At 67.3% G+C, this 24,923-nt stretch carries 22 protein-coding genes; 12 read left to right on the top strand and 10 right to left on the bottom strand.

Going from position 1 to position 24,923, the window contains the following annotated elements:
- Positions 1-42: 42 nt before the first annotated feature.
- Positions 43-639: a recombination mediator RecR gene (gene recR / locus ACT009_RS03625; protein WP_445193013.1), complete on the top strand. Its 597-nt coding sequence runs from the start codon at positions 43-45 to the stop codon at positions 637-639.
- Positions 640-670: 31 nt separating this feature from the next.
- Complete coding sequence (gene def / locus ACT009_RS03620; protein WP_445193012.1) at positions 671-1,198, top strand: peptide deformylase; 528 nt, start codon at positions 671-673, stop codon at positions 1,196-1,198.
- Between the two features lie 222 nt (positions 1,199-1,420).
- On the opposite strand, the gene ACT009_RS03615 is transcribed toward def, so the two are convergent.
- A complete protein-coding gene (locus ACT009_RS03615; RefSeq protein ID WP_445193011.1) occupies positions 1,421-3,082 on the bottom strand; it encodes a formate--tetrahydrofolate ligase in 1,662 nt (553 codons plus the stop codon).
- A 65-nt stretch (positions 3,083-3,147) separates the two neighbouring features.
- On the opposite strand from ACT009_RS03615, the gene ACT009_RS03610 reads away from it, so the two are divergent.
- On the top strand, positions 3,148-4,557 hold the full coding sequence (locus ACT009_RS03610) for a DNA recombination protein RmuC (RefSeq protein WP_445193010.1): 1,410 nt from the start codon (positions 3,148-3,150) through the stop codon (positions 4,555-4,557).
- A 396-nt stretch (positions 4,558-4,953) separates the two neighbouring features.
- On the opposite strand, the gene ACT009_RS03605 is transcribed toward ACT009_RS03610, so the two are convergent.
- Positions 4,954-5,421, bottom strand: a complete 468-nt coding sequence (locus ACT009_RS03605) for an Lrp/AsnC family transcriptional regulator (protein WP_445193009.1) — start codon at positions 5,419-5,421, stop codon at positions 4,954-4,956.
- 179 nt (positions 5,422-5,600) lie between these two features.
- On the opposite strand from ACT009_RS03605, the gene ACT009_RS03600 reads away from it, so the two are divergent.
- Positions 5,601-7,313 carry a sensor histidine kinase gene (locus tag ACT009_RS03600; protein ID WP_445193008.1) on the top strand — a complete coding sequence of 571 codons (1,713 nt, stop codon included), beginning with the start codon at positions 5,601-5,603 and terminating at the stop codon, positions 7,311-7,313.
- Positions 7,310-8,314 carry a polysaccharide deacetylase family protein gene (locus ACT009_RS03595; protein ID WP_445193007.1) on the top strand — a complete coding sequence of 335 codons (1,005 nt, stop codon included), beginning with the start codon at positions 7,310-7,312 and terminating at the stop codon, positions 8,312-8,314. The genes ACT009_RS03600 and ACT009_RS03595 overlap by 4 nt, the downstream gene beginning before the upstream one ends.
- Here the strand turns inward: ACT009_RS03595 and rimO are convergent.
- Positions 8,296-9,627 carry a 30S ribosomal protein S12 methylthiotransferase RimO gene (gene rimO / locus ACT009_RS03590; RefSeq protein ID WP_445193006.1) on the bottom strand — a complete coding sequence of 444 codons (1,332 nt, stop codon included), beginning with the start codon at positions 9,625-9,627 and terminating at the stop codon, positions 8,296-8,298. The two genes, ACT009_RS03595 and rimO, sit on opposite strands and share 19 nt — an antisense overlap.
- A gap of 94 nt (positions 9,628-9,721) precedes the next feature.
- On the opposite strand from rimO, the gene ACT009_RS03585 reads away from it, so the two are divergent.
- Positions 9,722-10,807, top strand: a complete 1,086-nt coding sequence (locus ACT009_RS03585; protein ID WP_445193005.1) for an anhydro-N-acetylmuramic acid kinase — start codon at positions 9,722-9,724, stop codon at positions 10,805-10,807.
- A 146-nt stretch (positions 10,808-10,953) separates the two neighbouring features.
- Here the strand turns inward: ACT009_RS03585 and ACT009_RS03580 are convergent, their stop codons facing one another.
- The 4 genes from ACT009_RS03580 to ACT009_RS03565 all read right to left on the bottom strand — a co-directional run bounded on the left by ACT009_RS03580 (position 10,954) and on the right by ACT009_RS03565 (position 14,852).
- Positions 10,954-12,132: a vWA domain-containing protein gene (locus ACT009_RS03580; RefSeq protein WP_445193004.1), complete on the bottom strand. Its 1,179-nt coding sequence runs from the start codon at positions 12,130-12,132 to the stop codon at positions 10,954-10,956.
- Between the two features lie 204 nt (positions 12,133-12,336).
- A complete protein-coding gene (locus ACT009_RS03575; RefSeq protein ID WP_445193003.1) occupies positions 12,337-12,903 on the bottom strand; it encodes a CHAP domain-containing protein in 567 nt (188 codons plus the stop codon).
- 360 nt (positions 12,904-13,263) lie between these two features.
- Positions 13,264-14,118, bottom strand: coding sequence for an AAA family ATPase (locus ACT009_RS03570; RefSeq protein ID WP_445193002.1), 855 nt, complete (start codon positions 14,116-14,118; stop codon positions 13,264-13,266).
- 71 nt (positions 14,119-14,189) lie between these two features.
- A complete protein-coding gene (locus tag ACT009_RS03565; protein ID WP_445193001.1) occupies positions 14,190-14,852 on the bottom strand; it encodes a DUF6975 family protein in 663 nt (220 codons plus the stop codon).
- Between the two features lie 197 nt (positions 14,853-15,049).
- On the opposite strand from ACT009_RS03565, the gene ACT009_RS03560 reads away from it, so the two are divergent.
- The 4 genes from ACT009_RS03560 to ACT009_RS03545 all read left to right on the top strand — a co-directional run bounded on the left by ACT009_RS03560 (position 15,050) and on the right by ACT009_RS03545 (position 19,585).
- Positions 15,050-17,284: a S9 family peptidase gene (locus ACT009_RS03560; RefSeq protein ID WP_445193000.1), complete on the top strand. Its 2,235-nt coding sequence runs from the start codon at positions 15,050-15,052 to the stop codon at positions 17,282-17,284.
- 65 nt (positions 17,285-17,349) lie between these two features.
- Positions 17,350-18,378: an aspartate-semialdehyde dehydrogenase gene (locus tag ACT009_RS03555; protein ID WP_445192999.1), complete on the top strand. Its 1,029-nt coding sequence runs from the start codon at positions 17,350-17,352 to the stop codon at positions 18,376-18,378.
- 18 nt (positions 18,379-18,396) lie between these two features.
- The gene (locus tag ACT009_RS03550) at positions 18,397-18,843 is read left to right on the top strand and encodes a GFA family protein (RefSeq protein ID WP_445192998.1); all 447 of its coding nucleotides are present in this window, start codon (positions 18,397-18,399) and stop codon (positions 18,841-18,843) included.
- Positions 18,824-19,585, top strand: a complete 762-nt coding sequence (locus ACT009_RS03545) for an alpha/beta fold hydrolase (RefSeq protein ID WP_445192997.1) — start codon at positions 18,824-18,826, stop codon at positions 19,583-19,585. Before ACT009_RS03550 ends, ACT009_RS03545 begins: the two co-directional genes overlap by 20 nt.
- A gap of 195 nt (positions 19,586-19,780) precedes the next feature.
- Here the strand turns inward: ACT009_RS03545 and ACT009_RS03540 are convergent, their stop codons facing one another.
- The 3 genes from ACT009_RS03540 to ACT009_RS03530 form a co-directional block, all read right to left on the bottom strand.
- Positions 19,781-20,302 carry a hypothetical protein gene (locus ACT009_RS03540; protein ID WP_445192996.1) on the bottom strand — a complete coding sequence of 174 codons (522 nt, stop codon included), beginning with the start codon at positions 20,300-20,302 and terminating at the stop codon, positions 19,781-19,783.
- A 59-nt stretch (positions 20,303-20,361) separates the two neighbouring features.
- On the bottom strand, positions 20,362-21,810 hold the full coding sequence (locus tag ACT009_RS03535) for an AMP nucleosidase (protein WP_445192995.1): 1,449 nt from the start codon (positions 21,808-21,810) through the stop codon (positions 20,362-20,364).
- Between the two features lie 212 nt (positions 21,811-22,022).
- Positions 22,023-22,502, bottom strand: coding sequence for a peroxiredoxin (locus ACT009_RS03530; RefSeq protein ID WP_445192994.1), 480 nt, complete (start codon positions 22,500-22,502; stop codon positions 22,023-22,025).
- Positions 22,503-22,612: 110 nt separating this feature from the next.
- On the opposite strand from ACT009_RS03530, the gene ACT009_RS03525 reads away from it, so the two are divergent.
- Both ACT009_RS03525 and ahcY read left to right on the top strand, forming a co-directional pair.
- On the top strand, positions 22,613-23,173 hold the full coding sequence (locus ACT009_RS03525; RefSeq protein ID WP_445194002.1) for a YqgE/AlgH family protein: 561 nt from the start codon (positions 22,613-22,615) through the stop codon (positions 23,171-23,173).
- 112 nt (positions 23,174-23,285) lie between these two features.
- Positions 23,286-24,707 (top strand): adenosylhomocysteinase, encoded by a 1,422-nt coding sequence (gene ahcY / locus ACT009_RS03520; protein WP_445192993.1) that lies wholly within the window; start codon positions 23,286-23,288, stop codon positions 24,705-24,707.
- The last annotated feature ends 216 nt before the right edge of the window (positions 24,708-24,923 follow it).

Here is a 24,923-nt window from a genome sequence, read left to right as displayed (position 1 = left end):
AACGCGCTGGCGCCGCCTCATGCAAGCCCCTATCTGTCGGTCATGGCGTCACCCGAGATCGAAGCACTGACCCAGGCGCTGGCCAGGCTTCCCGGTCTGGGCCCGCGATCGGCGCGGCGCGCGGTGCTCCATCTGCTGAAGAAGCGCGAGGCGGCGATGGGGCCGTTGCTCGCGGCGCTATCCGCGGTCGACGAACGGCTCGCGACCTGCGGGGTGTGCGGCAATGTCGACACCACCGATCCATGCTCGATCTGTGCCGATCAGCGGCGCGACGCGCGGGCGCTATGCGTGGTCGAGGAGGTCGCAGACCTGTGGGCGCTGGATCGGTCGCGCCTGTTCCCGGGCCGCTATCACGTGCTCGGCGGGCGGCTGTCGGCGCTGGAGGGGGTGCGGCCCGAGGATCTCACCATCGACATGCTGGTCCGGCGGATCGAGGCGGGCGGCATCGACGAGGTGGTGCTGGCGATGAACGCAACGCTGGAGGGGCAGACCACCGCGCACTATGTCGCCGAGCGGATCGAGCGGTTTCCGGTGCGGGTGACCCAATTGGCGCACGGGTTGCCGGTCGGCGGCGAGCTCGACTATCTCGACGAAGGCACGCTGGCCCAAGCACTTCGGGCGCGGCGTCCGGTGGGTTGACGCTGGGCGAGAGCTTTCCTAGCTGACGCCGATGGCCGTCCTCCCGATCGTAGAAATTCCCGACCCGCGGCTGCGCGCGGTCTCCACGCCGGTCGACACGGTCGACGACGTGACCCGCACGCTGATCGCGGACATGTTCGACACGATGTACGACGCCAACGGGATCGGGCTCGCCGCGATACAGGTGGGCGTCGCGTCGCGCGTGCTGGTGATCGACCTGCAGGAGAAGGAAGGTGAGGACGGCAAGCCGATCCGCGCACCGCGCGCCTTCGTCAATCCCGAGATCCTGTCGGTCAGCGAGGAGCTGTCGGTCTACAACGAAGGCTGCCTGTCGATCCCCGAGCAATATGCCGAGGTGGCGCGGCCCGCGAGCTGCCGGGTGCGCTGGCTCGACGAGCAGGGCGCGACGCAGGAACAGGAGCTGGACGGGCTGCTCGCGACCTGCATGCAGCATGAGATCGACCATCTGAACGGCGTGCTCTTCATCGATCACATCAGCCGGCTGAAGCGGGACATGGTGATCAAGAAGCTCAACAAGATGCGAAAATCCGGCGGGTAAGCTGTTGTTTTGACATTGGTTTCGATCGCCTTGTGAGGCTATGAGTTCGCGAAAGTCGAACCCGGTCAATTCAGCTCGTCACCCCGGACTTGATCCGGAATACCGCTTTGTAGCGTACGGTCCTGAAGCTCAGCGGGACCCCGGATCGAGTCCGGGGTTACGGATTGATTGCGCAGAGGTCTTGCGTAGACGAGGGTGAGGCCCGTTTTCGGGACTTCCCCCTCAGAACAGCCCTTCGATCCTGCCCCGATCGTCGAACCGGATCGCCTCCGCCGCCGGCACGCGGGGCAGGCCCGGCATGGTCATGATCTCGCCGCAGATCGCGACGACGAAGCCGGCGCCGGCACATAGTCTTACCTCGCGGACGGGCACGATGTGGCCGGTGGGTGCGCCCAGCGCTGCGGGGTCGGTGGAGAAGCTGTACTGGGTCTTGGCCATGCAAACGGGCAAGTGGCCGTGTCCGGCCGCCTCCCAGCGGGCGAGCTGGGCATGGACCGCGGGATCGGCGACCGCGGCTTCGGCGCGGTAGATGCGGGTCGCGACGGTGGCGATCTTGTCGAACAGTGGCAGCGCGTCGTCGTAGAGCGGCGCGAATTGCGTGGTGCCGTCGGCGATCGCGACCACGCGGTCGGCGAGCGCGGTGGCGCCGGCCCCGCCATCCGCCCAATGCGTGCAGACCACCGCCTCCGAGCCGTGGCTCGCCGCGATCTCGGCGACCGCGGCGAGTTCGATGTCGGTGTCGGTCGGAAAGCGGTTGATCGCGACGACCGCGGGCACGCCGAACTGGCGGATATTCTCGATGTGGCGGACGAGGTTGACGCCGCCGCGGGTGACGGCGGCGACGTCCTCGCGGCCGAGGTCGGGCTTGGCGACGCCGCCGTTCATCTTCAGCGCTCGGACGGTCGCGACGATCACCACCGCGGCGGGGCGCAAGCCGGCCTGGCGGCACTTGATGTCGAGGAACTTTTCCGCCCCCAGATCGGCGCCGAAGCCGGCTTCGGTGACGACGTAATCGGCGAGGCGGAGGCCGGTGCGGGTCGCGATCACCGAGTTGCAGCCATGCGCGATGTTGGCGAACGGCCCGCCATGGACGAGCGCGGGATTGCCCTCCAGCGTCTGGACCAGATTGGGCTTGATCGCCTGGGCGAGCAGCACCGCCATCGCGCCGTCGGCCTTCAGGTCGCGCGCGGTGACCGGACGGCGGTCGCGGGTGTAGCCGATCACGACGCGGCCGAGCCGCGACTCCAGATCTGCGAGGTCTTCGGCGAGGCAGAGGATCGCCATCACCTCCGACGCGACGGTGATGTCGAAGCCCGATTCGCGCGGGAATCCGTTCGCCGCGCCGCCGAGCGACTGGGCGATGTCGCGCAACGCACGGTCGTTCATGTCGAGCACGCGGCGCCAGACGATCCGCCGCACGTCGATATCGAGCGCGTTGCCCCAGTGAATGTGGTTGTCGATCATCGCCGCGAGCAGGTTGTGCGCGCTGGTGATCGCGTGGAAATCGCCGGTGAAGTGGAGGTTGATGTCCTCCATCGGCACGACCTGCGCATAGCCGCCGCCCGCCGCGCCGCCCTTGGTGCCGAAGCAGGGGCCGAGCGAGGGTTCGCGCAGGCACAGCATGGTCCGCTTGCCGATCAGCGCGAGCGCGTCGGCGAGGCCGACCGAGGTGGTCGTCTTGCCTTCGCCTGCGGGGGTGGGGTTGATCGCGGTGACGAGGATCAGCTTGCCCTGCGCGTCGCCGCTGCCGAGTGCGGCGACGTCGATCTTCGCCTTGTGACGGCCATAGGGCTCGACCGCGTCGGCGGGGATGCCGGCACGGTCGGCGACCTGCTGGATGGGGCGGACCGCGGCGGCGCGGGAGATCTCGATGTCGGTCGGCATGCGGCTGTCTACCGCGGCGGCGCGACGGGGCAACTATCCTCTGTCCCTGCGCGCATGTTCAATCTATGTTCCTGCGATCGGCAAGGCGGGGATGGTTGGTGATCGAGGTGATTTTGGCTGCGGTGCTGGCGCTGGTCGCCGGGCTGGCGATCGGCTGGCTGATCGCGGGCCGGCGCGCGGCGGCGCTGGCGAGCGATCTTGCGGTGGCACAGGCGCGAGCGGCGGATGCGGAGCTGGTGCGGCAGGCACGCGATGCGGTGGAGCGCGAACGCAACGACGCCATGCAGGAACTGGCGGCGCTGCGGGCGCAGACCGGCGAGCGCGACGCGGCGCACCAGGCGACGCTCGCCGAACTGAGGCAGGCGCGCGAGGCGATGACCGCGCAGTTCGGGGAAGTCGCCAACAAGCTGCTCGGCGAGGCGCAGCGGACTTTCCTGGAGCGGGCGGACGCGCGGTTCAGGCAGTCGGAGGAGACCGCGGGGCAAAACCTCAAATCGATGCTCCAGCCGGTGAGCGATCGGCTGCAACGCTACGAAGAGGCGGTCGGCAAGGTCGAGACCGAGCGCAAGGGCGCATTCAGCGAGCTGAAGGGCCAGATCGAGCAGATGCGACTGGGCCAGGAGAAGGTGAGCACCGAAGCCGCCAAGCTGGTCAATTCGCTCCGCAACGCGCCGAAATCGCGCGGGCGCTGGGGCGAGCAGCAGCTGAAGAACGTGCTCGAGACGTGTGGGCTGAGCGAACATACCGACTTCCAGACCGAGGTCAGCGTGTCGGGCGGGGACGAAGGCGGGCGGCTGCGGCCCGATGCGATCATCACGGTGCCGGGGGGGCGATCGCTGGTGATCGACGCCAAGGTTTCGCTCAACGCCTATCAGGATGCGTTCGGCGCGGTCGACGATGGCGAGCGACTGCGCGGGCTGGGGCTGCACGCGACGTCGATGCGCGCGCACGTCAACGGGCTTGGCAACAAGGCCTATTGGAGCCAGTTCAAGGATGCGCCCGATTACGTGATAATGTTCGTGCCCGGCGAACATTTCCTGTCGGCGGCGCTGGAACATGACCCGACGCTTTGGGATTTCGCGTTCGAGAAGCGCGTGCTGCTCGCGACCCCGACCAATCTGATCGCGATCGCGCGCACGGTGTCGGCGGTGTGGCGGCAGGAGAAACTGGCGGACGAGGCGCGGCGGATCGGCGAGCTCGGCAAGGAGCTGTACGACCGGCTCGCCAAGGCGGCGGGGGATTTGCGCAAGGTCGGCGGCGGGCTGACGTCGGCGGTGAACAACTACAACAGCTTCGTCAGCAGCTTCGAGAGCCGGGCGCTGGTGAGTGCACGCAAGTTCCGCGATCTCAACATCGAGACGGGTGCGCGCGAGATCGAGGAGGTGCAGCCGGTCGAAGCACTGGCGCGCTACGGCGACGCGGGGGCCGGCGGCCCGGCAGGGCTGATCGAGCAGCGGGAGGAGGCTGCGGAGTAGCCTTCAATTGGCTCGCGACAGGAGAAGATTGGTTCGCGCGGAGGCGCGGAGGCGCGGAGATGGTGCCTATGCGATGGCTGCGGTTCTGCTTTGTCATGAGTACACTGAATATAGGCCTCTTGACCTTCTTCCGGACCTGATCCGGCGTCCCGCTAACCGCACGAGGCAGGATCGTGGATCTTGGAAAAAGCGGGACCCCGGATCGCGTCCGGGGTGACGAAGATCCGGGGGAATCTAATGACGACTGCGCCTGAACGGGGGGCTATCGTCCGTATGCGATTGCCCTGTCTCCAAGGGGAGGGTGATTTGGCGAGACCGGCACCGCCTTAGCGGCACTTCGTGCCAGAGCGCTTCTGCGTCCTCCGCGTCTCTGCGCGCGTTCTTCTTGTTGCCACGTCAGTCGGGGTTGACCGGGATACCCGACAGGGCCTTGGCGGTACGGATTGTCAGGGAGGTCTTCACGCTGGCGACGTTGGGGGCGGGGGTGAGATGGGTGGTGAGGATCTCCTGGAACCCCTTCAGGTCGCTGGCGACGATCTTCAGGATGAAGTCGATCTCGCCGTTGAGCATGTGGCATTCGCGGACTTCGGGGATTGCGGCGACGTGCGCCTCGAAGGCGGCGAGGTCGTGTTCGGCCTGGCTGCGGAGCGAGACCATCGCGAAGACGGTGATCGGAAAGCCGAGGCTCGCGGCGTCCAGATCGGCGTGATAGCCACGGATGACGCCGCCTTCCTCGAGCGCGCGTACCCGGCGAAGGCACGGCGGCGCGGTCAGGCCGACGCGCTCGGCAAGATCGACGTTGGTCATGCGCCCGTCGTCCTGAAGCAGCGACAGTATCTGCCGGTCGATTCGATCGAAAGCCATTGCGCGCTACCCTCCCTGCGCTTGCCGTTTCGGACCGGCCAGCCACATCGTTGATAAGAAAATTGCGGGGAAACGCAATTGTCCCACAATGCGACGCGTGGTTTTTTGTGCGTTTGGCATCGGCCTCAAGAACGGTAATGGTTGTTGCGCGACCGATGTGGGCGCGACCAGGGGTAGATGTGCGCTTCGATGACAGCCTGAACACGGTCCTTGCCGCCGACGCAACCAGTGGCGTCGGTGCGCAGGCGACATGGCGTCAGCTCGTCGATCTGGTCGGGCGCGGTCGGGTTGCAGCGGACGAACCGGTGATCGCGCGGCTGCGGATGCTTCGCGAGGTCGTGCCGGTCGGGGTGCGGGCGGCGAGCGCGCGGTCGCTGGCGTTCGCGACGCCGGGCGCGCGGCTGGTCGGCTTCTTCGCGGAGGATATTCTCTCGGTCGCCGCGGCGGTGTTGTCCACCGCGACGCTGCCGGCGGAGGAGTGGACCGCGATGCTGCCGCGGCTGACCCCGGCGGGGCGGGCGGTGCTGCGCAACCGCCGCGATCTGCCGGAATCGGTGACGCGCGCGCTCGCCAGCTTCGGATCGACCGATTTCGTGCTCCCCAACCACGCGCCGGCGAGCGACGCCGAGGCGGTGGCCGAACCCGCACCGCCCGCCAAGGACACCCCGCTCAGCACGACGCCGTTCGTGGCGCTCGGCGTCGTCGCGCGCGGGCTGCCGCTGGTCGCTGAGGCGCTGCGCCAGTCGCGGATGCCGGACACCGACCAGGCGAGCGTCGACCGGTTCGAGATCGCCGATTTGGTCGCGCGTATCGATGCGTTCAACCGCAAGCGCGACGAGCAGCCGGTGGCGGCGCCGCCCGCGCCGCCGCGTGCCCGAACCTTTCGACTCGCGACCGATGCGGCGGGGATCGTGATGCATGTCGACGGGGTCGCGCCGGGTGCGCTGGTCGGCGTGTCGATCGCGCATGCCGTGCGGCAGGGGATGGTCAGCGTCGATGCGGTTATGAGCGGCGCGCTACGACGCCGGGCGCGGTTCTGCGATGCGCGGATCGACATCGACGGGCATTCGGATGCCGCCGGGGCCTGGCTGGTCTCGGGCGTCCCCGCGTTCGACGATCGCAGCGGCCGGTTCATCGGCCTGCGCGCGACCGCGCGGCGACCGCGGCTCGACGAGCGTGCCGAACCCGATGCGGATCGCCAGGCCGCCTCGGACACGCTGCGCCAGCTGGTGCACGAACTGCGCACGCCGGCCAACGCGATCTCGGGGTTCGCGGAGCTGATCGAGGCGCAGCTGCTCGGCCCGGTCGACGCTGCCTATCGCGAGCGCGCGATCGTGATCCGTGACCAGGCGGCGCGGCTGATCGCGGCGATCGAGGATCTGGATACTGCGGCGCGGATCGAGGGCGGGGCGCTGGACCTGCGGCCGACCGCGTTCGCGCTGCTGCCGATGATCGAACGGGTGATCGCCGATCTGGCGCCGCTCGCGACCCTGCGCGGTGCGGCGATCGCGCTCGATGCTGACGGCGATCATGTGGTGGTTTCCGACGATCGGACCGTCGAGCGCCTCGTCGCGCGGCTGCTGTCCACGCTCGTGTCCGCGGCGGGTGGCGCGGAAATCATCGGGGTGCGGCTCGGCGGGGGGACGCCGGGTACGGCGACGATCGAGTTCGACCGGCCGGCCGCGCTGGTGACCGATGCCGAGGAGGACCTGCTGCGGATCGGCGTGGATGCCGAGGACGAGGATGCGCCGCTGCTCGGCACCGGGTTCGCGATCCGCCTGTCGCGCAACCTGGCGAGCGAGCTGGGCGGCGTGCTGACGATCGGCGCCGACCGTCTGACGCTGCGGCTGCCTGTGGCGGGCGCCGACCGCCTCGACCAGGCGATGCGTTGACGCCGACGCCGTACCGCGTGCTGGCGCCGGCGCCGGATCAGCTGATCGACTGGCCGGCCTCGTTCGGAACGCGGTATCTGGTCTGTGTCGATGTCGAGGAGGAGTTCGACTGGCGCGCGCCGCTCGATCCGCGCAATCGATCGACCACGGCAATGAGCGCCTTTCCTGCGGCGCATCGCTGGTTCGCCGATCGCGCAATCGGCTTGGCGTGCTTCGTCGATCATCCGGTGGCGAGCGACGCCCGCGCGGTGGAGATCCTGCGCCAGGTCGCGGCGGACGGCGGCAGCGAGATTGGCGCGCAGCTCCACGCCTGGGTAACGCCGCCCTATGCCGCGGCGGCACCCGGAGACAGCTATGCGGGCAATCTGCCGATAGAGGAGGAGCGGGCCAAGCTGGCGGCGCTTACCGACCTGCTCCGCGCCGCATTCGGCGGATCGCCGCGCATATATCGGGCCGGCCGGTACGGGATCGGGGCGCGGACGCTGGGGCTGCTGCGCGATCAGGGGTATCTGATCGATAGCTCGGTGCGGGCGCGCTACGATTATCGCGCGGATCTCGGCCCGGATTTCGGCGCGGTCGGCAATGCGGCCTACCGGCTCGGCGGGCTGATCGAGCTGCCGCTTTCGAGCGTGTTCACCGGACGGTTTCGCGGCATCGGACCCTCGCTATACCGCGGGCTCAGCCGGGTGCCGCGGGGACGCGGGACGGCGGCGCGGAGCGGCATGCTGCAACGGGTCGCGCTGACGCCTGAGGACATGCCGATCGCGGAGGCGCTGGAGGCGGTGACCGTCGCGGTCGCGAACGGCGAGCGGCTGCTGACCTTCTCCTTCCATTCGCCGACCCTGGTGCCGGGGAACACGCCTTACGTTCGCGACGCGGCCGATCTGGCGCGGTTCTGGCGCTGGTGGGCGGCGATGGCCGCGCATCTCGACCGGCTCGGGGTGCGGGCGACGACGATCGGGGAGATCATCGCCGCGAGCGGTCAGGCGGGGACGCCGTAAAGGTCGTGCTCGTCGGCGTCCTCGATCGTGACCGGGACGATGTCGCCGAGCTTCAGATGGCCCGCATCGCGCAGGAAGACCTCGCCGTCGATCTCGGGCGCGTCGGCCTGCGAGCGGCCGGTGGCGCCGCCCTCGTCGTCGACTGCGTCGATGATCACGTCGAGCGTGCGGCCGATCTTGGCGTAGAGCTTGGCGGTCGAGATCGCCGCGGTCTTTTCCATGATGCGGGAGTAGCGTTCTTCCTTCACCGCCTCGGGCACCTGATCGGGCAGCGCATTGGCCGCGGCCCCCTCGACGGGTTCGAAGCGGAACGCACCGACGCGGTCGAGCTGTGCCTCGTCAAGCCAGTCGAGCAGATACTGGAAGTCCGCCTCGGTCTCGCCGGGGAAGCCGACCACGAAGGTCGAGCGGATTGCGATGTCGGGCGCGATCGCGCGCCAGCCGCGGATGCGTTCCAGCACCTTGGCGTCGTTCGCCGGGCGCTTCATCCGCCGCAGCACCGACGGCGCGGCATGCTGAAAGGGAATGTCGAGATAGGGAAGCACCAGCCCCTCGGCCATCAGCGGGATGACCTGATCGACATGCGGATAGGGATACACGTAGTGGAGCCGCACCCATGGCGCGATGCGGCCGAGTTCGCGGGCGAGATCGGTCATGTGCGCGCGGACCTCGCCGCCCGACTTCAGCGGCCAGACCGAATGGCGCAGGTCGACACCGTAGGCCGAGGTGTCCTGGCTGATGACCAGCAATTCCCTGGTGCCCGCGGCGACCAGCTTCTCCGCCTCCCGCAGGATCGCGTCGGGACGGCGGCTGACGAGATCGCCGCGTAGCGACGGGATGATGCAGAAGGCGCAGCGGTGATTGCAGCCCTCCGAGATCTTCAGGTAGCTGTAGTGGCGCGGGGTGAGCTTCAGCCCCGCATCGGGGACGAGGTCGAGGAACGCGGAGGGCGGGATCGGCGCGGCGTCGTGGACTGCGCCGACGACCTGTTCATATTCGTGCGCACCGGTGATCGCGAGCACGCCCGGGAAGCGCGTGCGGATGACTTCGGCTTCCTTGCCCATGCAGCCGGTGACGATGACGCGACCGTTCTCCGCAATCGCCTCGCCGATCGCTTCCAGGCTCTCCTCCTTGGCAGAATCGAGGAAGCCGCAGGTGTTGACCAGCACGACGTCGGCGCCGGCGTAATCGGGCGACATCTGGTAGCCGTCGCTGCGCAGCTGGGTCAGGATCCGCTCGCTGTCGACGAGGTTCTTCGGACAGCCGAGCGAGACCATGCCGATCTTCGGCGGGGTGGGGAGTATCGTTGCCATGGGAGCGCGGTCACATAGGCGAGCGAGCCCGGTTTTTCCAGCGCTTGCATAATCGTCGATCCGCCGCGAAGGCGGAGGAGGCGGGAGAACGGCGATGCTTGCGATCGGATTGATGTCGGGAACGTCGCTGGACGGGGTCGATGCGGCGCTGATCGAGACCGACGGCGAAGGGCTGGTCCGGCCCCTCGCGTTCTGCGGCGAGACGTACACGGACGCGGCGCGGGCGCAGCTGGCGGCGGCGACGGTGCTGGCGCTGACCTTCGATCGGCCGCGGGACGAATATGCTATCATTGCTGCGGCCGAACTCAGCACGCGGTTCCACATCGAAGCGGTGGAGCAGTTGCTGCGACGGGCGCAGCTTCACGCGGCGGACATCGGGGTGATCGGCTATCACGGGCAAACCATCGCGCACCGGCCCGATCGTGGCTGGACGTGGCAGATCGGCGACGGTGCCGGGCTGGCGGCGGCGACCGGGATCACGGTGGTGTCGGCCCTGCGATCCGCGGATGTGGCGGCGGGGGGGCAGGGGGCACCGTTGCTCCCGGTCTATCATGCGGCGCTGGTGCGGGATTTGGCAGGGCCGGTGGCGGTGCTGAACCTCGGCGGGGTGGCGAACGTCACCTATGTCGGCGACGACGGCACGCTGATCGCGTTCGATACCGGGCCGGCCAACGGGCTGATCGACACCTGGGTCGAGGCGACGACGGGCGCGCGGTTCGATGCGGGCGGCACGTTGGCGGCGGGCGGGCGGATCGACGCGACGGTGCTGGATTCGATGCTCGACAATCCCTGGTTCGACCTGGCGCCGCCCAAGTCGCTCGATCGCAGCGACTTCACCGTCCAGCCGGCGCGGGGGCTGTCGCCGGCCGACGGCGCCGCGACGCTGACCGCGTTCACCGCGGCAACGGTGGCGCTGGCGCTGGATCACCTGCCGGGCCGGCCGAAGCGGCTGCTGGTCGCGGGGGGCGGTCGGCATAATTCAACGATGCTGGCGATGATCGAGGCGCGAACCGGGCTGGTGGCGGAACCGACCGACGCGCTGGGGTGGAACGGGGATGCGATGGAGGCGGAGGGCTTCGCCTATATGGCGGTGCGCGCGTTGAAGGGGTTGCCGATCAGCTTCCCGGGAACGACCGGGGTGGCGGCGCCGATGACGGGTGGCGTGATCTGCCGCCCTTGAGAGCTCTTGGGTAACCAGACCATCCCGGGAAGGCCGGGGGCCCAGGCAGGAAGGCGCAGTAACGCAGGCACGCTCTTCATTACTCGCGTTCCCCAACTGGGCTCGGCCTTCGTCAAGGTGGTGACAGCGTTTCGATGATCCGGTCACTACCGCTTCCGCGTCAGTTCGCGCATCGAGTCGTCCAGCCCGGCCAGCGTCAGCGGGTACATGCGGTCGTTCATCAGTTCGCGCAGGATCTTGACCGATTGCGAATAGCCCCATTGCTGCTCCGCGACCGGGTTGAGCCATACCGCGGCGGGGTAGGTGGTGGTCAGCCGATGCATCCAGGTGGCGCCTGATTCCTCGTTGAAATGTTCGACCGAGCCGCCGGGATGGGTGATCTCGTAGGGGCTCATCGAGGCGTCGCCAACGAAAACCAGCTTATAGTCGTGACCGAACTTGTGGAGCACATCCCACATCGGCGTGCGCTCGGCGAAGCGCCGTAGATTGTCCTTCCACACGCCCTCGTACGGGCAATTGTGGAAGTAGAAGAATTCGAGGTTCTTGAATTCGGCGGTCGCGGCGGAGAACAGTTCCTCGCAGAGCTTGACCCACGGATCCATCGAGCCACCGACGTCGAGGAACAGCAGCAGCTTCACCGCGTTCTTGCGCTCCGGCCGCATCCGCACGTCCAGCCAGCCCTGTCGTGCGGTGCCGTCGATCGTGCCGTCGATGTCGAGCTCGTCGGCAGCGCCCTCCCGCGCGAAGCGGCGAAGTCGGCGGAGCGCGACCTTGATGTTGCGGGTGCCGAGTTCGCGGGTATTGTCGAGGTTCTTGAACTCCCGCTGGTCCCAGACCTTGAGCGCGCGACCATGCTTGCTCTCGCCGCCGATCCGCACGCCTTCGGGATTGTAACCGGAATTGCCGTACGGGCTGGTGCCTCCGGTACCGACCCATTTGCTGCCGCCCTGGTGCCGTTTTTCCTGCTCTTCCAGCCGCTTCTTGAGCGTCTCCATGATCTCGTCCCAGGAGCCCAGCGACTCGATCGCGGCCATTTCCTCGGGCGTCAGGTATTTCTCGGCGACCGCCTTCAGCCAATCGGCGGGAATCTCGGCATTGTCGGTGCCGAAGGTGGTGGCGATGCCGCGGAAGACCTTGGCGAAGACCTGGTCGAACTTGTCGAGCAGCCCTTCGTCCTTCACGTACACCGCGCGGGCGAGATAGTAGAAATCCTCGGGCGTGCGATCGATCACGTCGCGGTCGAGCGCCTCGAGCAGGATGAGATGCTCCTTCATGCTCGCCGGGATGCCCGCGGACCGCAGCTCGTCGAGGAAGTTCAGGAACATCGGTCCGGGTCCTCAAAAGTCACAAGAGTCGCACCACGCGCGTGAGAAGCGGTGTGATGCGTCGTTCAAACGGGATGACAGATATCGGCGGTGTAGGACAAGGGGGGCATTGCCGCTGGGCTGCTTGTGCTCCCGCGAGGCGGAGCACAGTACTGGGTCCCCCGCCCTCGCCGGGTACACGAGGGCAGATTGGGGTGGCTGGCGTCAGTGAGGGACGTAGGCGTCGATCAGCGCGCCGACGTAATCGGGCTGGCGGGACGATAGGCTGGGCGCGGGGCGCGCGTTCTTTTCGCCGTCGACCGCCGTGCCGTAGATGAAGCCGTGGACGGGGTAGACGCCGCCGCCGAGCCCCTCGACCCCGCGGAACCAGACGCGGACGCTGCTCCAGTCGTTGCCGCGCGAGACGTCGAACAGCGTGACGTCCTGTTCGGCATGGCCGCGGGCGCCGCTGTCGGTGCGTGACCAATTGGCGTGGGTGAGCATCACGACGCGCTTCTCGACGACCCGGCTGACGACCGCCACATGGCCGAGCGGGAGTCGGCCGGTCTTTTCGAAGACGATCACCGAGCCGACCCGCGGCTTGCTGCCGCGCTGGTAGCGGCCGTCTGCCTGGCTCCACCAGGTCCAGGCGTCGCCGTAGATCTGAATACCCGACGCGGCACGGGCGAAGGGGACACACTGGCCGACATAGTCGAGCAGCGACGCGGCAGGAGCGACGGTGGCGGCGAGCAGCGCGAGGACGAGACCGGCATTGGGCAACAGCTTGCGCATCGTCACGCCCCCATTTCGTACCGTCGGCTATGCCGGTCGGTAGCGTGGTGGTGTTGAGGATAGGCTAATCGGGGGGTGGTGGGAAGGTTTGGACGCGTTGGTCGTGACCGCGTTATCCACGTCGTGTCGCACCACCCCGGCGAAGGCCGGGGCCAAGTTGCGGAGGTGGAGGTAATGACGCGCTGTTAGCTGCCATTGGCGTTGCGTGACTGGGCCCCGGCTTTCGCCGGGGTGGCTTGGGCTGTTGGGTTGAATTTTTGTCGCGGCGCGACCGCTCGCACCGCTCATTGTGTCCCCGCGAAGGCGGGGACCCAGAACTGGGCTCCCGCCTTCGCGGGAGCACAAGGGTGGGGCGTGCGCCTAAGGCCGGTTCTGCTGCCGCTTGGCCATGAAGGCCAGGCGTTCGAAGAGCATGACGTCCTGTTCGTTCTTCAGCAGCGCGCCGTGGAGTGGGGGGATGGCCTTAGTCGGGTCGCGGTTCTGCAGGACTTCAAGCGGCATGTCTTCGTGGAGCAGCAGCTTGAGCCAGTCGAGCAGTTCGCTGGTCGAGGGCTTTTTCTTGAGGCCGGGGACGTCGCGGACGTCGTAGAAGATGTCCATCGCCTTCGACACCAGGATCTTCTGGATGCCGGGGAAGTGGACATCGACGATCGCCTGCATCGTCGCGCGATCGGGGAACTTGATGTAGTGGAAGAAGCAGCGGCGCAGGAAGGCGTCGGGCAGCTCCTTTTCATTGTTCGAGGTGATCACCACGATCGGACGCTCGACCGCGCGAATAGTCTCCTTGGTCTCGTAAACGTGGAATTCCATGCGATCGAGTTCCTGCAACAGATCGTTGGGGAATTCGATGTCGGCCTTGTCGATCTCGTCGATCAGCAGGACGGGCGGCGCGGGCTGGGTGAACGCCTCCCACAGCTTGCCGCGGCGAATGTAGTTGCCGATGTCGTGGACGCGTTCGTCGCCGAGCTGGCCGTCGCGCAGGCGGGCGACCGCGTCATATTCGTAAAGGCCCTGCTGCGCCTTGGTGGTCGACTTGACGTTCCATTCGATCAGCGGCGCGCCGACGGCCTTCGCGATTTCGTAGGCGAGCACGGTCTTGCCGGTGCCGGGCTCGCCCTTCACCAGCAGCGGGCGGCGCAGCGTGACCGCGGCATTGACCGCGACCTTCAGGTCGTCGGTCGCGACATAGCTCTGGGTGCCGTCGAAGCGCTTCATCGTTCGTCCCGTCTCGTTCGAAGATCGGGTACGCGATTGGCGTAAAGCGTGCGCCCACGCAAGTGGGTCGCTTAGGCGTCGCGGGCGCTCGCTCGGGCCTCGAGCAGCGACCAGAGGCCGCGGTGCTGGGCGAGCAACTGTTGCGCGCCGAAGGTAATCGCGCGTTCGGTGGCGGCGGTCGAACCAAGCATCGCGACGGTGGTGGCGGTCTCCGCCCTCACCGGCAATCGGCAGACGGGTATGTCGACCGCGAAGCGATCTGCGGCACATTCGAGCACCGAGCGGATCGCCGCCCAATCGAGCGCCAGCGCGGCGGCGGCGCCGGTCGCACAGCCGCGACGATCGGATCGGGCGAGCATGTCGAGCGTATGGCGTTCGCCGATCAGCGCGGCTTCGGTCTCGGCCTGGCCCGGGGTCGAGGGCAGCGGTCCCGCGGCGGCGGCGAGCTGCGCGATCCAGGCGCGTTCGCCGGCAAAGGCGCTGGCGATCTCGTCGAGCCAGTCGGCGGCGTCGGGCTGCGCGCCGGTGGCGACCGCGTCGTCGGCGAGCCCCGGGGGCTGGCCGTGGATCGCACAGATCGCGTGGACCGCGTCGGCGAGGTCGCGCGTCGCGGCGTCCGCCGCGGCGAGGCGCGCCAAGAACGGGTGCGTGGCACTGCCGTCGTTCATGGCCAGCCGTTCCAGGAACTCCCAAGTGCCTGCCTGCCAAGCCGGCTCTGCAATATCCAACGCCATGGGTCCCCGATGCTTCGTCGCTCGCGCAGCCTGACCGCCGCGCGATGCCGTAATGAGCGCTGCTTCTATACCGAAGCACGTAAAGACGCGGTTTATGACGGGGTAACGCAACGGCGACCCGCTTTACGTGGCTGAGATTGGCCGCGATAACGCGCCGTCGCCGGCAGTCGTCGGGCGACGGACCACGGAGAGTCGGGATGCGTGCATGGGTGCTTGGACTTGCGTTGGCGTCGGTCGGGAGCGCCGCGATGGCCGCTGACGAGACCGCCAAGACGGGCGACCTGACGCTCGCGCGCGTGTTCGGCAACCCGGACCTGTCGGGGCCGCAGCCGCGCGCGCTGAAGCTGTCGCCCGATGGATCGCTGCTGACGTTCCTGCGGCCGCGCGCCGACGAGAAGGAGCGGCTCGACCTCTGGGCGCGGGACACCGCCAATGGCAGCGAGCGGATGCTGGTCGATTCGAAGAAGGTCGGATCGGGCGCCGAACTGACCGAGGCCGAGAAGATGCAGCGCGAACGCGCGCGGATCGCGGGATCGAAGGGGATCGTGGCCTATGACTGGGCACCCGACGGCAAGACCATCCTGGTGCCGCTCGACGGCGATCTCTACCTCGCGGGGCTGGACGGGCGGACGCGGCGGCTGACCGACACGCCGGGGGGCGAGCTGAACCCGGTGGTGTCGCCGCAGGGCAGCTATGTCAGCTTCGTGCGCGACCAGAACCTATGGGTGCAGCCGCTCGGCGGCGGCGCGGCGACGGCACTGACCAAGGAAGGTGGCGGCACCGTCCATTTCGGCGAGGCGGAGTTCGTCGCGCAGGAGGAGATGGACCGCCGCACCGGCTATTGGTGGAGCCCCGACGAGCGCCATGTCGCGGTCGAGCGGTTCGACGAGGCGGCAGTCCATGTCGCGACGCGCGCGTCGATCGGCGCGACCGGGACCAAGACCTACGAACAACGATATCCGGCGGCAGGAACGCCCAACGCCGCGGTCGAGCTGTACGTGATGAAGCCCGACGGCAGCGGGCGGGTGAAGGTGGATCTCGGGCGCGATCCCGACATCTATCTGGCGCGGGTCGACTGGACGCCCGACGGATCGACGATGCTGGTGCAGCGCGAGAGCCGCGACCAGAAGACGCTCGACATGCTGCGGGTCGACCCGGCGACCGGCAAGGCGCAGGTGATGTTCACCGAGAAGGCGGGCGCGCGAAGCTGGATCAACCTGTCCGACGATTACCGGCCGCTGAAGGACGGCGGGCTGCTGTGGCGGTCCGAGCGCGACGGCTATGGCCATCTGTACCGGTGGAGCAAGGCCGGCAAATGGACCCAGCTGACCAAGGGCGACTGGGTGGTGACCAACCTGGTCGGCATCGACGAGACGCGTGGCAAGGCGTGGTTTACCGGCACCAAGGACGACGTGCTCGAACAGCAGCTCTACACGATCGACCTGGTCCGCGGCGGCGAGCCGGTGCGGCTGACCGAGCGCGGCTTCACCAACAGCGCGACGATGGACGGCGCGGCGTCGCGGCTGATCGTGACGCGATCGAGCCCGACCCAACCGCCGCAAGTCTACCTCGCTGATGCGGCGGGCACGCGGCTGGCATGGATCAACGAAAATGCGGTGAGCGGCGCGCACCCCTATGCGCCGTTCCTGCAGAGCCACCAGCCGACCAAGTTCGGGACGATCAAGGCCGCGGACGGCACCGCGCTGTATTGGGAGATGATCACGCCGCCGCTGGTCGCGGGCAAGAAATATCCGGTGTTCTTCGAACATTATGGCGGCCCCGGCACCGGGCAGATCGTGACCCGCGGCTGGCAGGGCGCGCTGCCACAGTTCCTGGTCGACCAGGGCTGGATCTACTTCAAGATCGACAATCGCGGCTCGTACAATCGTGGCAAGGCGTTCGAGGACCAGATCTACCACGCGATGGGAACGGTGGAGGTCGCGGATCAGCTGGCGGGCGCGCGCTACCTCCAGTCGCTGCCGTTCGTCGATGGCACGAAGATCGCGACCTATGGCTGGTCCTATGGCGGTTATATGTCGTTGAAGATGCTCCAGAAGAACCCGGGCGTCTATGCGGCGGCGGTATCGGGCGCGCCGGTGACCGACTGGCAGCTCTACGACACCCATTATACCGAGCGCTATCTCGGCGATCCGGCGAAGGACCCCAAGAGCTATTCGGCCTCGGCGGCGGTGGCGGAAGCGGACAAGATCCGCGATCCGTTGCTGCTGATCCACGGGATGGCCGACGACAACGTGTTCCTCGACAATTCCACCAAGGTCGTCGCACGGATGCAGGAGACGAACACGCCGTTCGAAATGATGTTCTACCCCGGCTACACCCACCGCGTGGCTGGGCCGGGGATCAGCGAGCATGTCTGGGGGACGATCCTGCGCTTCCTGGATCGCACAGTGAAGAACAAGCCCGCGAAGTAAAGCTTGCTGGCACCGCGCGCGCGGCGGGGCTAAGGGCCGCCGCGCAGCATAAGGGACTTGGGGTTATGGGATATCGGATCGCGGTCGTCGGCGCGACGGGCAATGTCGGGCGCGAGATGGTCAACATCCTCGCCGAGCGGGAATTCCCCGCCGACGAGATCGCGGTGTTGGCGTCGTCGCGCAGCCAGGGCGACCAGATCGAATATGGCGACACCGGGCGGATGCTGAAGGTCCAGAACGTCGAGCATTTCGATCCGGCGGGCTGGGACATGGCGCTGTTCGCGATCGGATCCGAGGCGACCGCGGTCTATGCGCCGAAGTTCGCGGCAGCGGGCTGCACGGTAATCGACAATTCGTCGCTGTACCGGATGGATCCCGATGTCCCGCTGATCGTGCCGGAGGTGAATGCCGGCGCCATCGACGGCTATCTGGCGAAGAACATCATCGCGAACCCGAATTGTTCGACCGCCCAGATGGTCGTGGTGCTGAAGCCGTTGCACGACAAGGCGCGGATCAAGCGCGTCGTCGTCGCGACCTATCAGTCGGTGTCGGGCGCGGGCAAGGTCGGGATGGACGAGCTGTTCGAGCAGAGCCGCAACATCTTCGTCGGCGATCCGGCGGTGGCGACCAAGTTCACCAAGCAGATCGCGTTCAACGTCATACCGCACATCGACAGCTTTCTCGACGACGGATCGACCAAGGAAGAGTGGAAGATGGTGGTCGAGACCAAGAAGATCCTCGATCCCAAGATCAAGGTCAGCGCGACCTGCGTCCGCGTGCCGGTGTTCGTCGGCCATTCGGAGGCGATCAACATCGAATTCCATGACGAGATCTCCGCTGCCGAGGCGAAGCGGATCCTGCGCGAGGCACCGGGGATCATGCTGATCGATAAGCATGAGGACGGTGGCTACATCACCCCGATCGAGGCAGCGGGCGACGACGCGACCTATGTCAGCCGCGTCCGCGAGGACCCGACCGTCGACAACGGGCTGGTGCTGTGGTGCGTCAGCGACAACCTTCGCAAAGGTGCTGCGTTGAACGCGGTGCAGATCGCCGAGCTGCTCGGCCGTCGGCATCTGAAGAAGGCGGCCTGACGACTCGGGAGGCGAACGATGCGCGAGACGATGACCGGTGGCTGCCAGTGCGGACGGGTCCGCTACACGGTGACGGTCGACGATCGCGACGCGTATCTCTGCCATTGCCGGATGTGCCAGCGCGCGGTCGGCAACGTCTCGGTCGCGTTGAAGCAGGTCGCGGTCGCTGACGTTGCGTGGATCGGGACGGCGCCCGATCGCTACCGCTCGTCGCCGTTCGCGCAACGCGGCTTCTGCGCGGCGTGCGGGACGTCGCTGACCTACGAGGGTGACGATCATCATCTGCTCGATCTGATGGTGGGAAGCTTCGACGAGGCCGAGGTCTTCCTGCCAGTCAGCCATTCGGGGGTCGAGAGCCGCCACGATGCCTGGCTCGACACGCGCGGCCTGCCCGAACAACGAACCGACGAGAACGAGCGCATCGCGCAGAAATGGATCGATAGCGTTGGCCATATCCCTGCCTGAGCCGCAGTATTTCACCAGCCCCGACGGCGTTCGCCTGGCGTGGCGCGAGGTCGGTGGGGGGCGACCGGTGGTACTGCTCCACGGCTACATGTCGGATTCGGTGACCAACTGGATCCGCTACGGGCATGCGGAGGCGATCGCGGCGAAAGGCTTCCGCGTGATCATGCTCGACTTCCGCGCGCACGGCGCGAGCGACAAGCCGCACGATCCCGCCTTCTACAAGCCCGACATCCTCACCGACGACGCGCATGCGCTGGTCGCGCATCTGGAGCTCGAGGAGTATGATCTGGGCGGCTATTCGCTCGGTGCGCGGACGGTGTCGCGGATGCTGGCGACGGGCGCGAGGCCGGGGCGGGTGATCCTGTCGGGGATGGGGCTGGAAGGGCTCACCGACGTCGATCGCCGGGCGGGGCATTTCCGCGGCATCCTAGAGAATCTGGGCAAGCACGAACGCGGCAGTCCGGCGTGGATGGTCGAGGCGTTCCTGAAGACGACGAACGGCGATCCGGTGGCGCTGCTAGAAATCATCCGCAGCTTCGCGGGGACTCCACTTGAGACGTTGCAAACCTTCGCGATGCCGATCCAGGTGCTGTGTGGGGCCGAGGACGAGGATAATGGCTCGGCGCCGGAATTGGCGGCGGCGTTGCCGAACGCGGTCTATGCCGAGGTGCCGGGCGGGCACATGAGCGCGGTGGTGAAGCCGGAGCTAGGCGCGGCAATGGCGGCGTTTCTGGCTGGGTAAGTATTGGGGGCGGCCCGTCCTGTCATCCTTGCACAGTCATCCTCGCGAAGGCGGGGATCCAGACTGGCAAGCGTCGCGGTTCTCTCGCTGACGTCATATGTTCTGCATCCCCGCCTGCGCGGGGATGACGGAAATAGTCGGCTAAGGGCGGCGTGCTGGCACGGGCCGCAAAGGGCGGGCCGAGGCCCACGCCCCTCACTGCTCCGGGATCGTGTTCTCGTCGGCGATGCCGGCCTCGAACGACTTGGACGAGTCGCTGCCGTCGGGCTGGTGGGCGCCCTTGGCGTCGTTGGCTGGCTTCGACTTGGGGGTGCTGCCGCGTAGCGACAGCAGCGCTGCGGCGGCGGCACCGGCGGCGGCGACCCCGCCGGCGATCGCAGCGAGGCCCCATTTGCCGCCGACCTTGTCACCGGCGCGATCGACCGCGGTCTTGGCGGCGGTGGTTGCGGCGCCGACCTTCGTGGGCTTGCGCGCAGCGGGGCGCGGGGTGGCGCGCTTGGTGGAGCGAGGCTTGACCGCCTTGGCAGCGGGCTTGGACGCGGCGGCCTTGGCAGGGGGTTTGGCGGCAGCCGTCGGCTTGGCTGTGTCCGCGTCCCCGGCTGCCTTCGTAGCGGCCTTGCGCGGTGCGGCCGGCTTGCGCGTCGAGGCGCGCGGCGCGCGGCGGCGGGCGGCGGGCTTGTCGGCTTCGGTCTTGGGGGTGTCGGGCGTGTCGGCCATGGTCAGGCTCCCTGGATTGATTCGCAACCGTAACGCACCACGCGCTCTTGGTTTCCGGATCAGCGAAACGGAGGCTCGTCGAACGCGCGCAATTTGCGGCTATGCAGCTTCTCACCCTCCAGGCGCAACTGCTCGCACGCCTGGATGCCGATCCGCATATGTTCGCTGATCGCGCGTTCGTAGAAGCGGTTGGCCTGGCCGGGCAGCTTGAGTTCGCCGTGGAGCGGCTTATCCGACACGCAGAGCAGCGTCCCGTAGGGAACGCGGAAGCGGTAGCCCTGCGCCGCGATCGTCGCCGATTCCATGTCGATCCCGACCGCGCGCGACAGCGAGAAGCGCAGCGCCGAGGCGGAATACCGCAGCTCCCAGTTGCGGTCGTCGGTCGTGACGATGGTGCCGGTGCGCAGGCGGCGCTTGAGTTCCTCGCCGGACTGGCCCGAGACGATCTCCGCGGCCTTGGCTAGCGCGACCTGGACCTCGGCGATCGCGGGCACCGGGATCTCCGGGGGCAGCACGTCGTCGAGCACGTGATCGTCGCGCAGATAGGCATGGGCAAGGACATAGTCGCCGATCCGCTGCGACGGGCGCAGGCCGCCGCAATGCCCGATCATCAGCCACGCCTCGGGCCGCAGCACCGCGAGATGGTCGCAGATCGTCTTGGCATTGGACGGGCCGACGCCGATATTGACCAAGGTGATGCCGGTACGGTCGTCGGCCATCAGGTGATAGGCGGGCATCTGGTGCCGGCGCCAGGCGCTGTCGGTGACGAGCTTGTCGGGGTCCTCGCCCGCCTTCACGACGACGTTGCCCGCGCCCGAGACCGCGGTGAAGCGGCTTGGGTTGCCGTCGGCGTCGGGGCCAAGCTGCGCCACCGCCCAGCGGACGAATTCGTCGACATAGCGGTGATAGTTGGTGAACAGCACGAAACGCTGCGCGTGCTCGGACGGCGTGCCCATGTAGTGACGCAGGCGGGCGAGCGAGAAATCGGTACGCAGCGCGTCGAACAGCGCGAGCGGGCGGGCGTCTCCGCCGAACCACAGGCCGTCGGCAATCTCGTCGCCAATATGCGCGAGCTCGGTCGCCGGGAAGAAGCGCGCGAGTTCGGTCGCGGAAACCTGATCGAGGCTCAGCGCGTGGCCGGGATCGAGCACGTAAGGAAAGGGGATCTCCTGCCGCCCCGGCACCGCCTCGACCTCGACGTCGTAATCCTCGATGAGCAGGGTGAGCTGTTCGGTGAGGTAATCGGCGAAATGGCCGGGCTTGGTGACGCTGATCCTGTAGTCGCCGGGGGAGACGAGGCGACCGAACGATCGGAGCGGCGTGGGGCGATCGTCGGCGCCGCGATAGTGGAGCCGGATCTCGGGATAGGCGAAGGACCCGTCGCTGCGCGCGGCCGGATCGGGCTGGGTGCCGTCGGTCAGATACGCGGTCAGTGCCGCCTGGAGACGATCGACGGAAGCGCGGTAGAGCCGGTCGAGTTCGGCGACGAGATGCGATGCAGTGGACATCGGGCAGCGTTACGCGGGGGGCGGTGTGGAGGCAAGGCGGGGGTGGGCAGTCCTCGCCGCCGCCAACCCGGCCTTCCGTCACCCCGGATCCGATCCGGGGTCCCGCCCGAGTGTGCGAGCCACTAGGACGATCCCCGATGGGACACGCCTGACGAAGCGGGACCCCGGATCAAGTCCGGGGTGACGGGTGTGCCGTTGCAAGCGCTAGAAGATCAGATCTCGCTCAGCAGGTGTTCGGCGGAGCTCACCTTGAATTCGCCTGGGCCTTCGACATTGAGTTGTTCGACGACGCCGTCGTTGACGATCATCGAATAACGCTGGCTGCGGGTGCCCATGCCGAACTTGCTGCCGTCCATCGTCAGCCCGAGCGCTTCGGCGAAGGCGCCGTTGCCGTCGGCGAGCATGGTAATGCCGGCAGCGTCGGCGGACTTGCTCCAGGCGCCCATCACGAAGGCGTCGTTGACGGAGGTGCAGGCGACCTCGTCGATGCCCTTGGCGAGAAGGTCGGCGCGCTTTTCGACGAAGCCGGGAAGGTGCTTGGCGGAGCAGGTCGGGGTGAAGGCGCCCGGCACCGCGAACAGCGCGACCTTGCGGCCGGCGAAGAAGGTGTCGGTATCGACCTGCTCGGGTCCGCTGTCGGTGACCTTCACGAGCGTGGCGCTGGGCAGTTTGTCTCCGACGCTGATCGTCATGGCGTATCCTTCGTTGCGGCCGCGGGAGCGCGGCCTTCGCGATCCCCTTTCGCGACTGCGGGACGGAATTCAAGATGGCGAGCGCCGATGTCGGCGGTTATGATCGGTGCATGACCGATAATCGCTTTCTTTCCGGGCAGTTCCTCCTAGCGATGCCGGGCATGCACGATCCGCGGTTCGAACATGCGGTGATCGCGATGTGTTCGCACGACGAGAGCGGCGCGGTCGGGATCGGGCTCGGCGCTACGATCCAGGGGCTGACCTTCCACGATCTGCTCGACCAGTTCGAGATCGCGCACGGCGCAGCGCCCGACGTGCCGATCCATTTCGGCGGACCGGTGGAGACCCGGCGCGGATTCGTGGTGCATTCGCTCGACTGGAGCGGGCAGGACAGCATCGACGTCGGCGGGCGCTGGGCGCTGTCGAGCACCATCGACGTGCTGAGATCGATCGCGGATGGCAGCGGGCCGACGCGCTGGGTGGCGGCGATCGGCTATGCCGGTTGGGACGGCGGGCAGCTCGAAGGCGAGCTGGCGAGCCCCGGCTGGTTCAACGTCGTCGGCGACGAGGCGCTGCTCTACGACACCCCCGCCGGACTGCGCTGGACGCGCGCGTTCCACGGCGCGGGGGTCGATCCGCGCCTGCTGGTAGCGGACACCGGGACCGCCTGATCGTCATATAAAGATATCTTTATATTTGATCCGCGGCGCTGCTTCTTCTATGGGCGCGGCAACCGGCACGGGCATTCGGCCCGCCGACCTATGCAGTTTCAGGAGAATTCGCGTGGCCACTGCTCTTGCCGCCGAGACCGTCGATTATGTCGTAAAGGACATCTCGCTTGCCGCTTTCGGGCGTAAGGAGATCGATATCGCCGAGACCGAGATGCCGGGCCTGATGGCGCTGCGCGACGAGTTCGGCGCGTCCAAGCCGCTGAAGGGCGCGCGGATCACCGGGTCGCTGCACATGACGATCCAGACTGCGGTGCTGATCGAAACGCTGACCGCACTGGGCGCCGACGTGCGCTGGGCGACGTGCAACATCTTCTCGACCCAGGACCACGCCGCCGCTGCGATCGCCGCGACCGGCGTGCCGGTGTTCGCGGTGAAGGGTGAGAGCCTTGCGGATTATTGGGATTATGTCGGCGACATCTTCAACTGGGGTGCGGGCACCACCGGCGAGACCGCGAACATCATCCTCGACGACGGTGGCGACGCGACGATGTTCGCGCTGTGGGGCGCGAAGCTCGAGGCCGGCCATTCGCTCGGCGAGCCCGAGAACGACGAAGAGGTCGAGTTCCAGCGCGCGCTGAAGGCGTATATCGCCAAATATCCGGGCTATCTGACCGAGACGGTCAAGAACCTGAAGGGCGTCAGCGAAGAGACCACGACCGGCGTCCACCGCCTGTACGAGATCGCCAAGAAGGGCGAGCTGCCCTTCCCCGCGATCAACGTCAACGACAGCGTCACCAAGTCGAAGTTCGACAATCTGTACGGCTGCAAGGAATCGCTGGTCGACGCGATCCGCCGTGCGACCGACGTGATGCTGGCGGGCAAGGTCGCCTGCGTCGCCGGCTTCGGCGATGTCGGCAAGGGATCGGCGCAGTCGCTCCGCAACGGCGGCGCCCGCGTGATGGTCACCGAGGTCGACCCGATCTGCGCGCTGCAGGCGGCGATGGAAGGCTTCGAGGTCGTGACGATGGACGAGGCGGTCGAGCGCGCGGACATCTTCTGCACCGCGACCGGCAACGCCGACGTCATCACCGCCGATCACATGAAGGCAATGAAGCCGATGTCGATCGTCTGCAACATCGGCCACTTCGACAGCGAGATCCAGATCGCGGCGCTCAGCAACTACGAGTGGGACGAAGTGAAGCCGGGCACCGATCTGGTAAAGTTCCCGGACGGCAAGCAGATCATCATCCTGGCGAAGGGTCGCCTGGTGAACCTGGGCTGCGCGACCGGCCACCCGTCGTTCGTTATGTCGGCGAGCTTTACCAACCAGACGCTGGCGCAGATTGAGCTGTGGACCAAGGGCGACGACTACAAGAACGAAGTCTACGTCCTGCCCAAGCATCTCGACGAGAAGGTCGCTGCGCTTCACCTGGAGAAGCTCGGCGTCAAGCTGTCGAAGCTGACCCCGAAGCAGGCTGGCTATATCGGCGTGCCGGTCGAGGGCCCGTTCAAGCCGGACCATTATCGGTACTGATCGCCAAATCATCGGCAATGCAACGAAGCCACGCGCGAGCAATCGTGCGTGGCTTTGTCGCGTTCGGATGAGATCGTTCGGCAACTGTTCATGTGGCACGACTGTCACACCAGCTCGAAAAGCGATTCGATGCGCTTGCAGCATGCGCCCGGCCGTGGCCAAACATAGTGGCCGGGGGGCGACAGTCACTGGAGTGGCATACCACTTCAACCAAAG

It is taken from the genome of Sphingomonas sp. Tas61C01 (assembly GCF_052567495.1).
The sequence above is the reverse complement of the archived record's forward strand: the minus strand, read 5'-3'. Positions and strand labels throughout refer to the sequence as shown.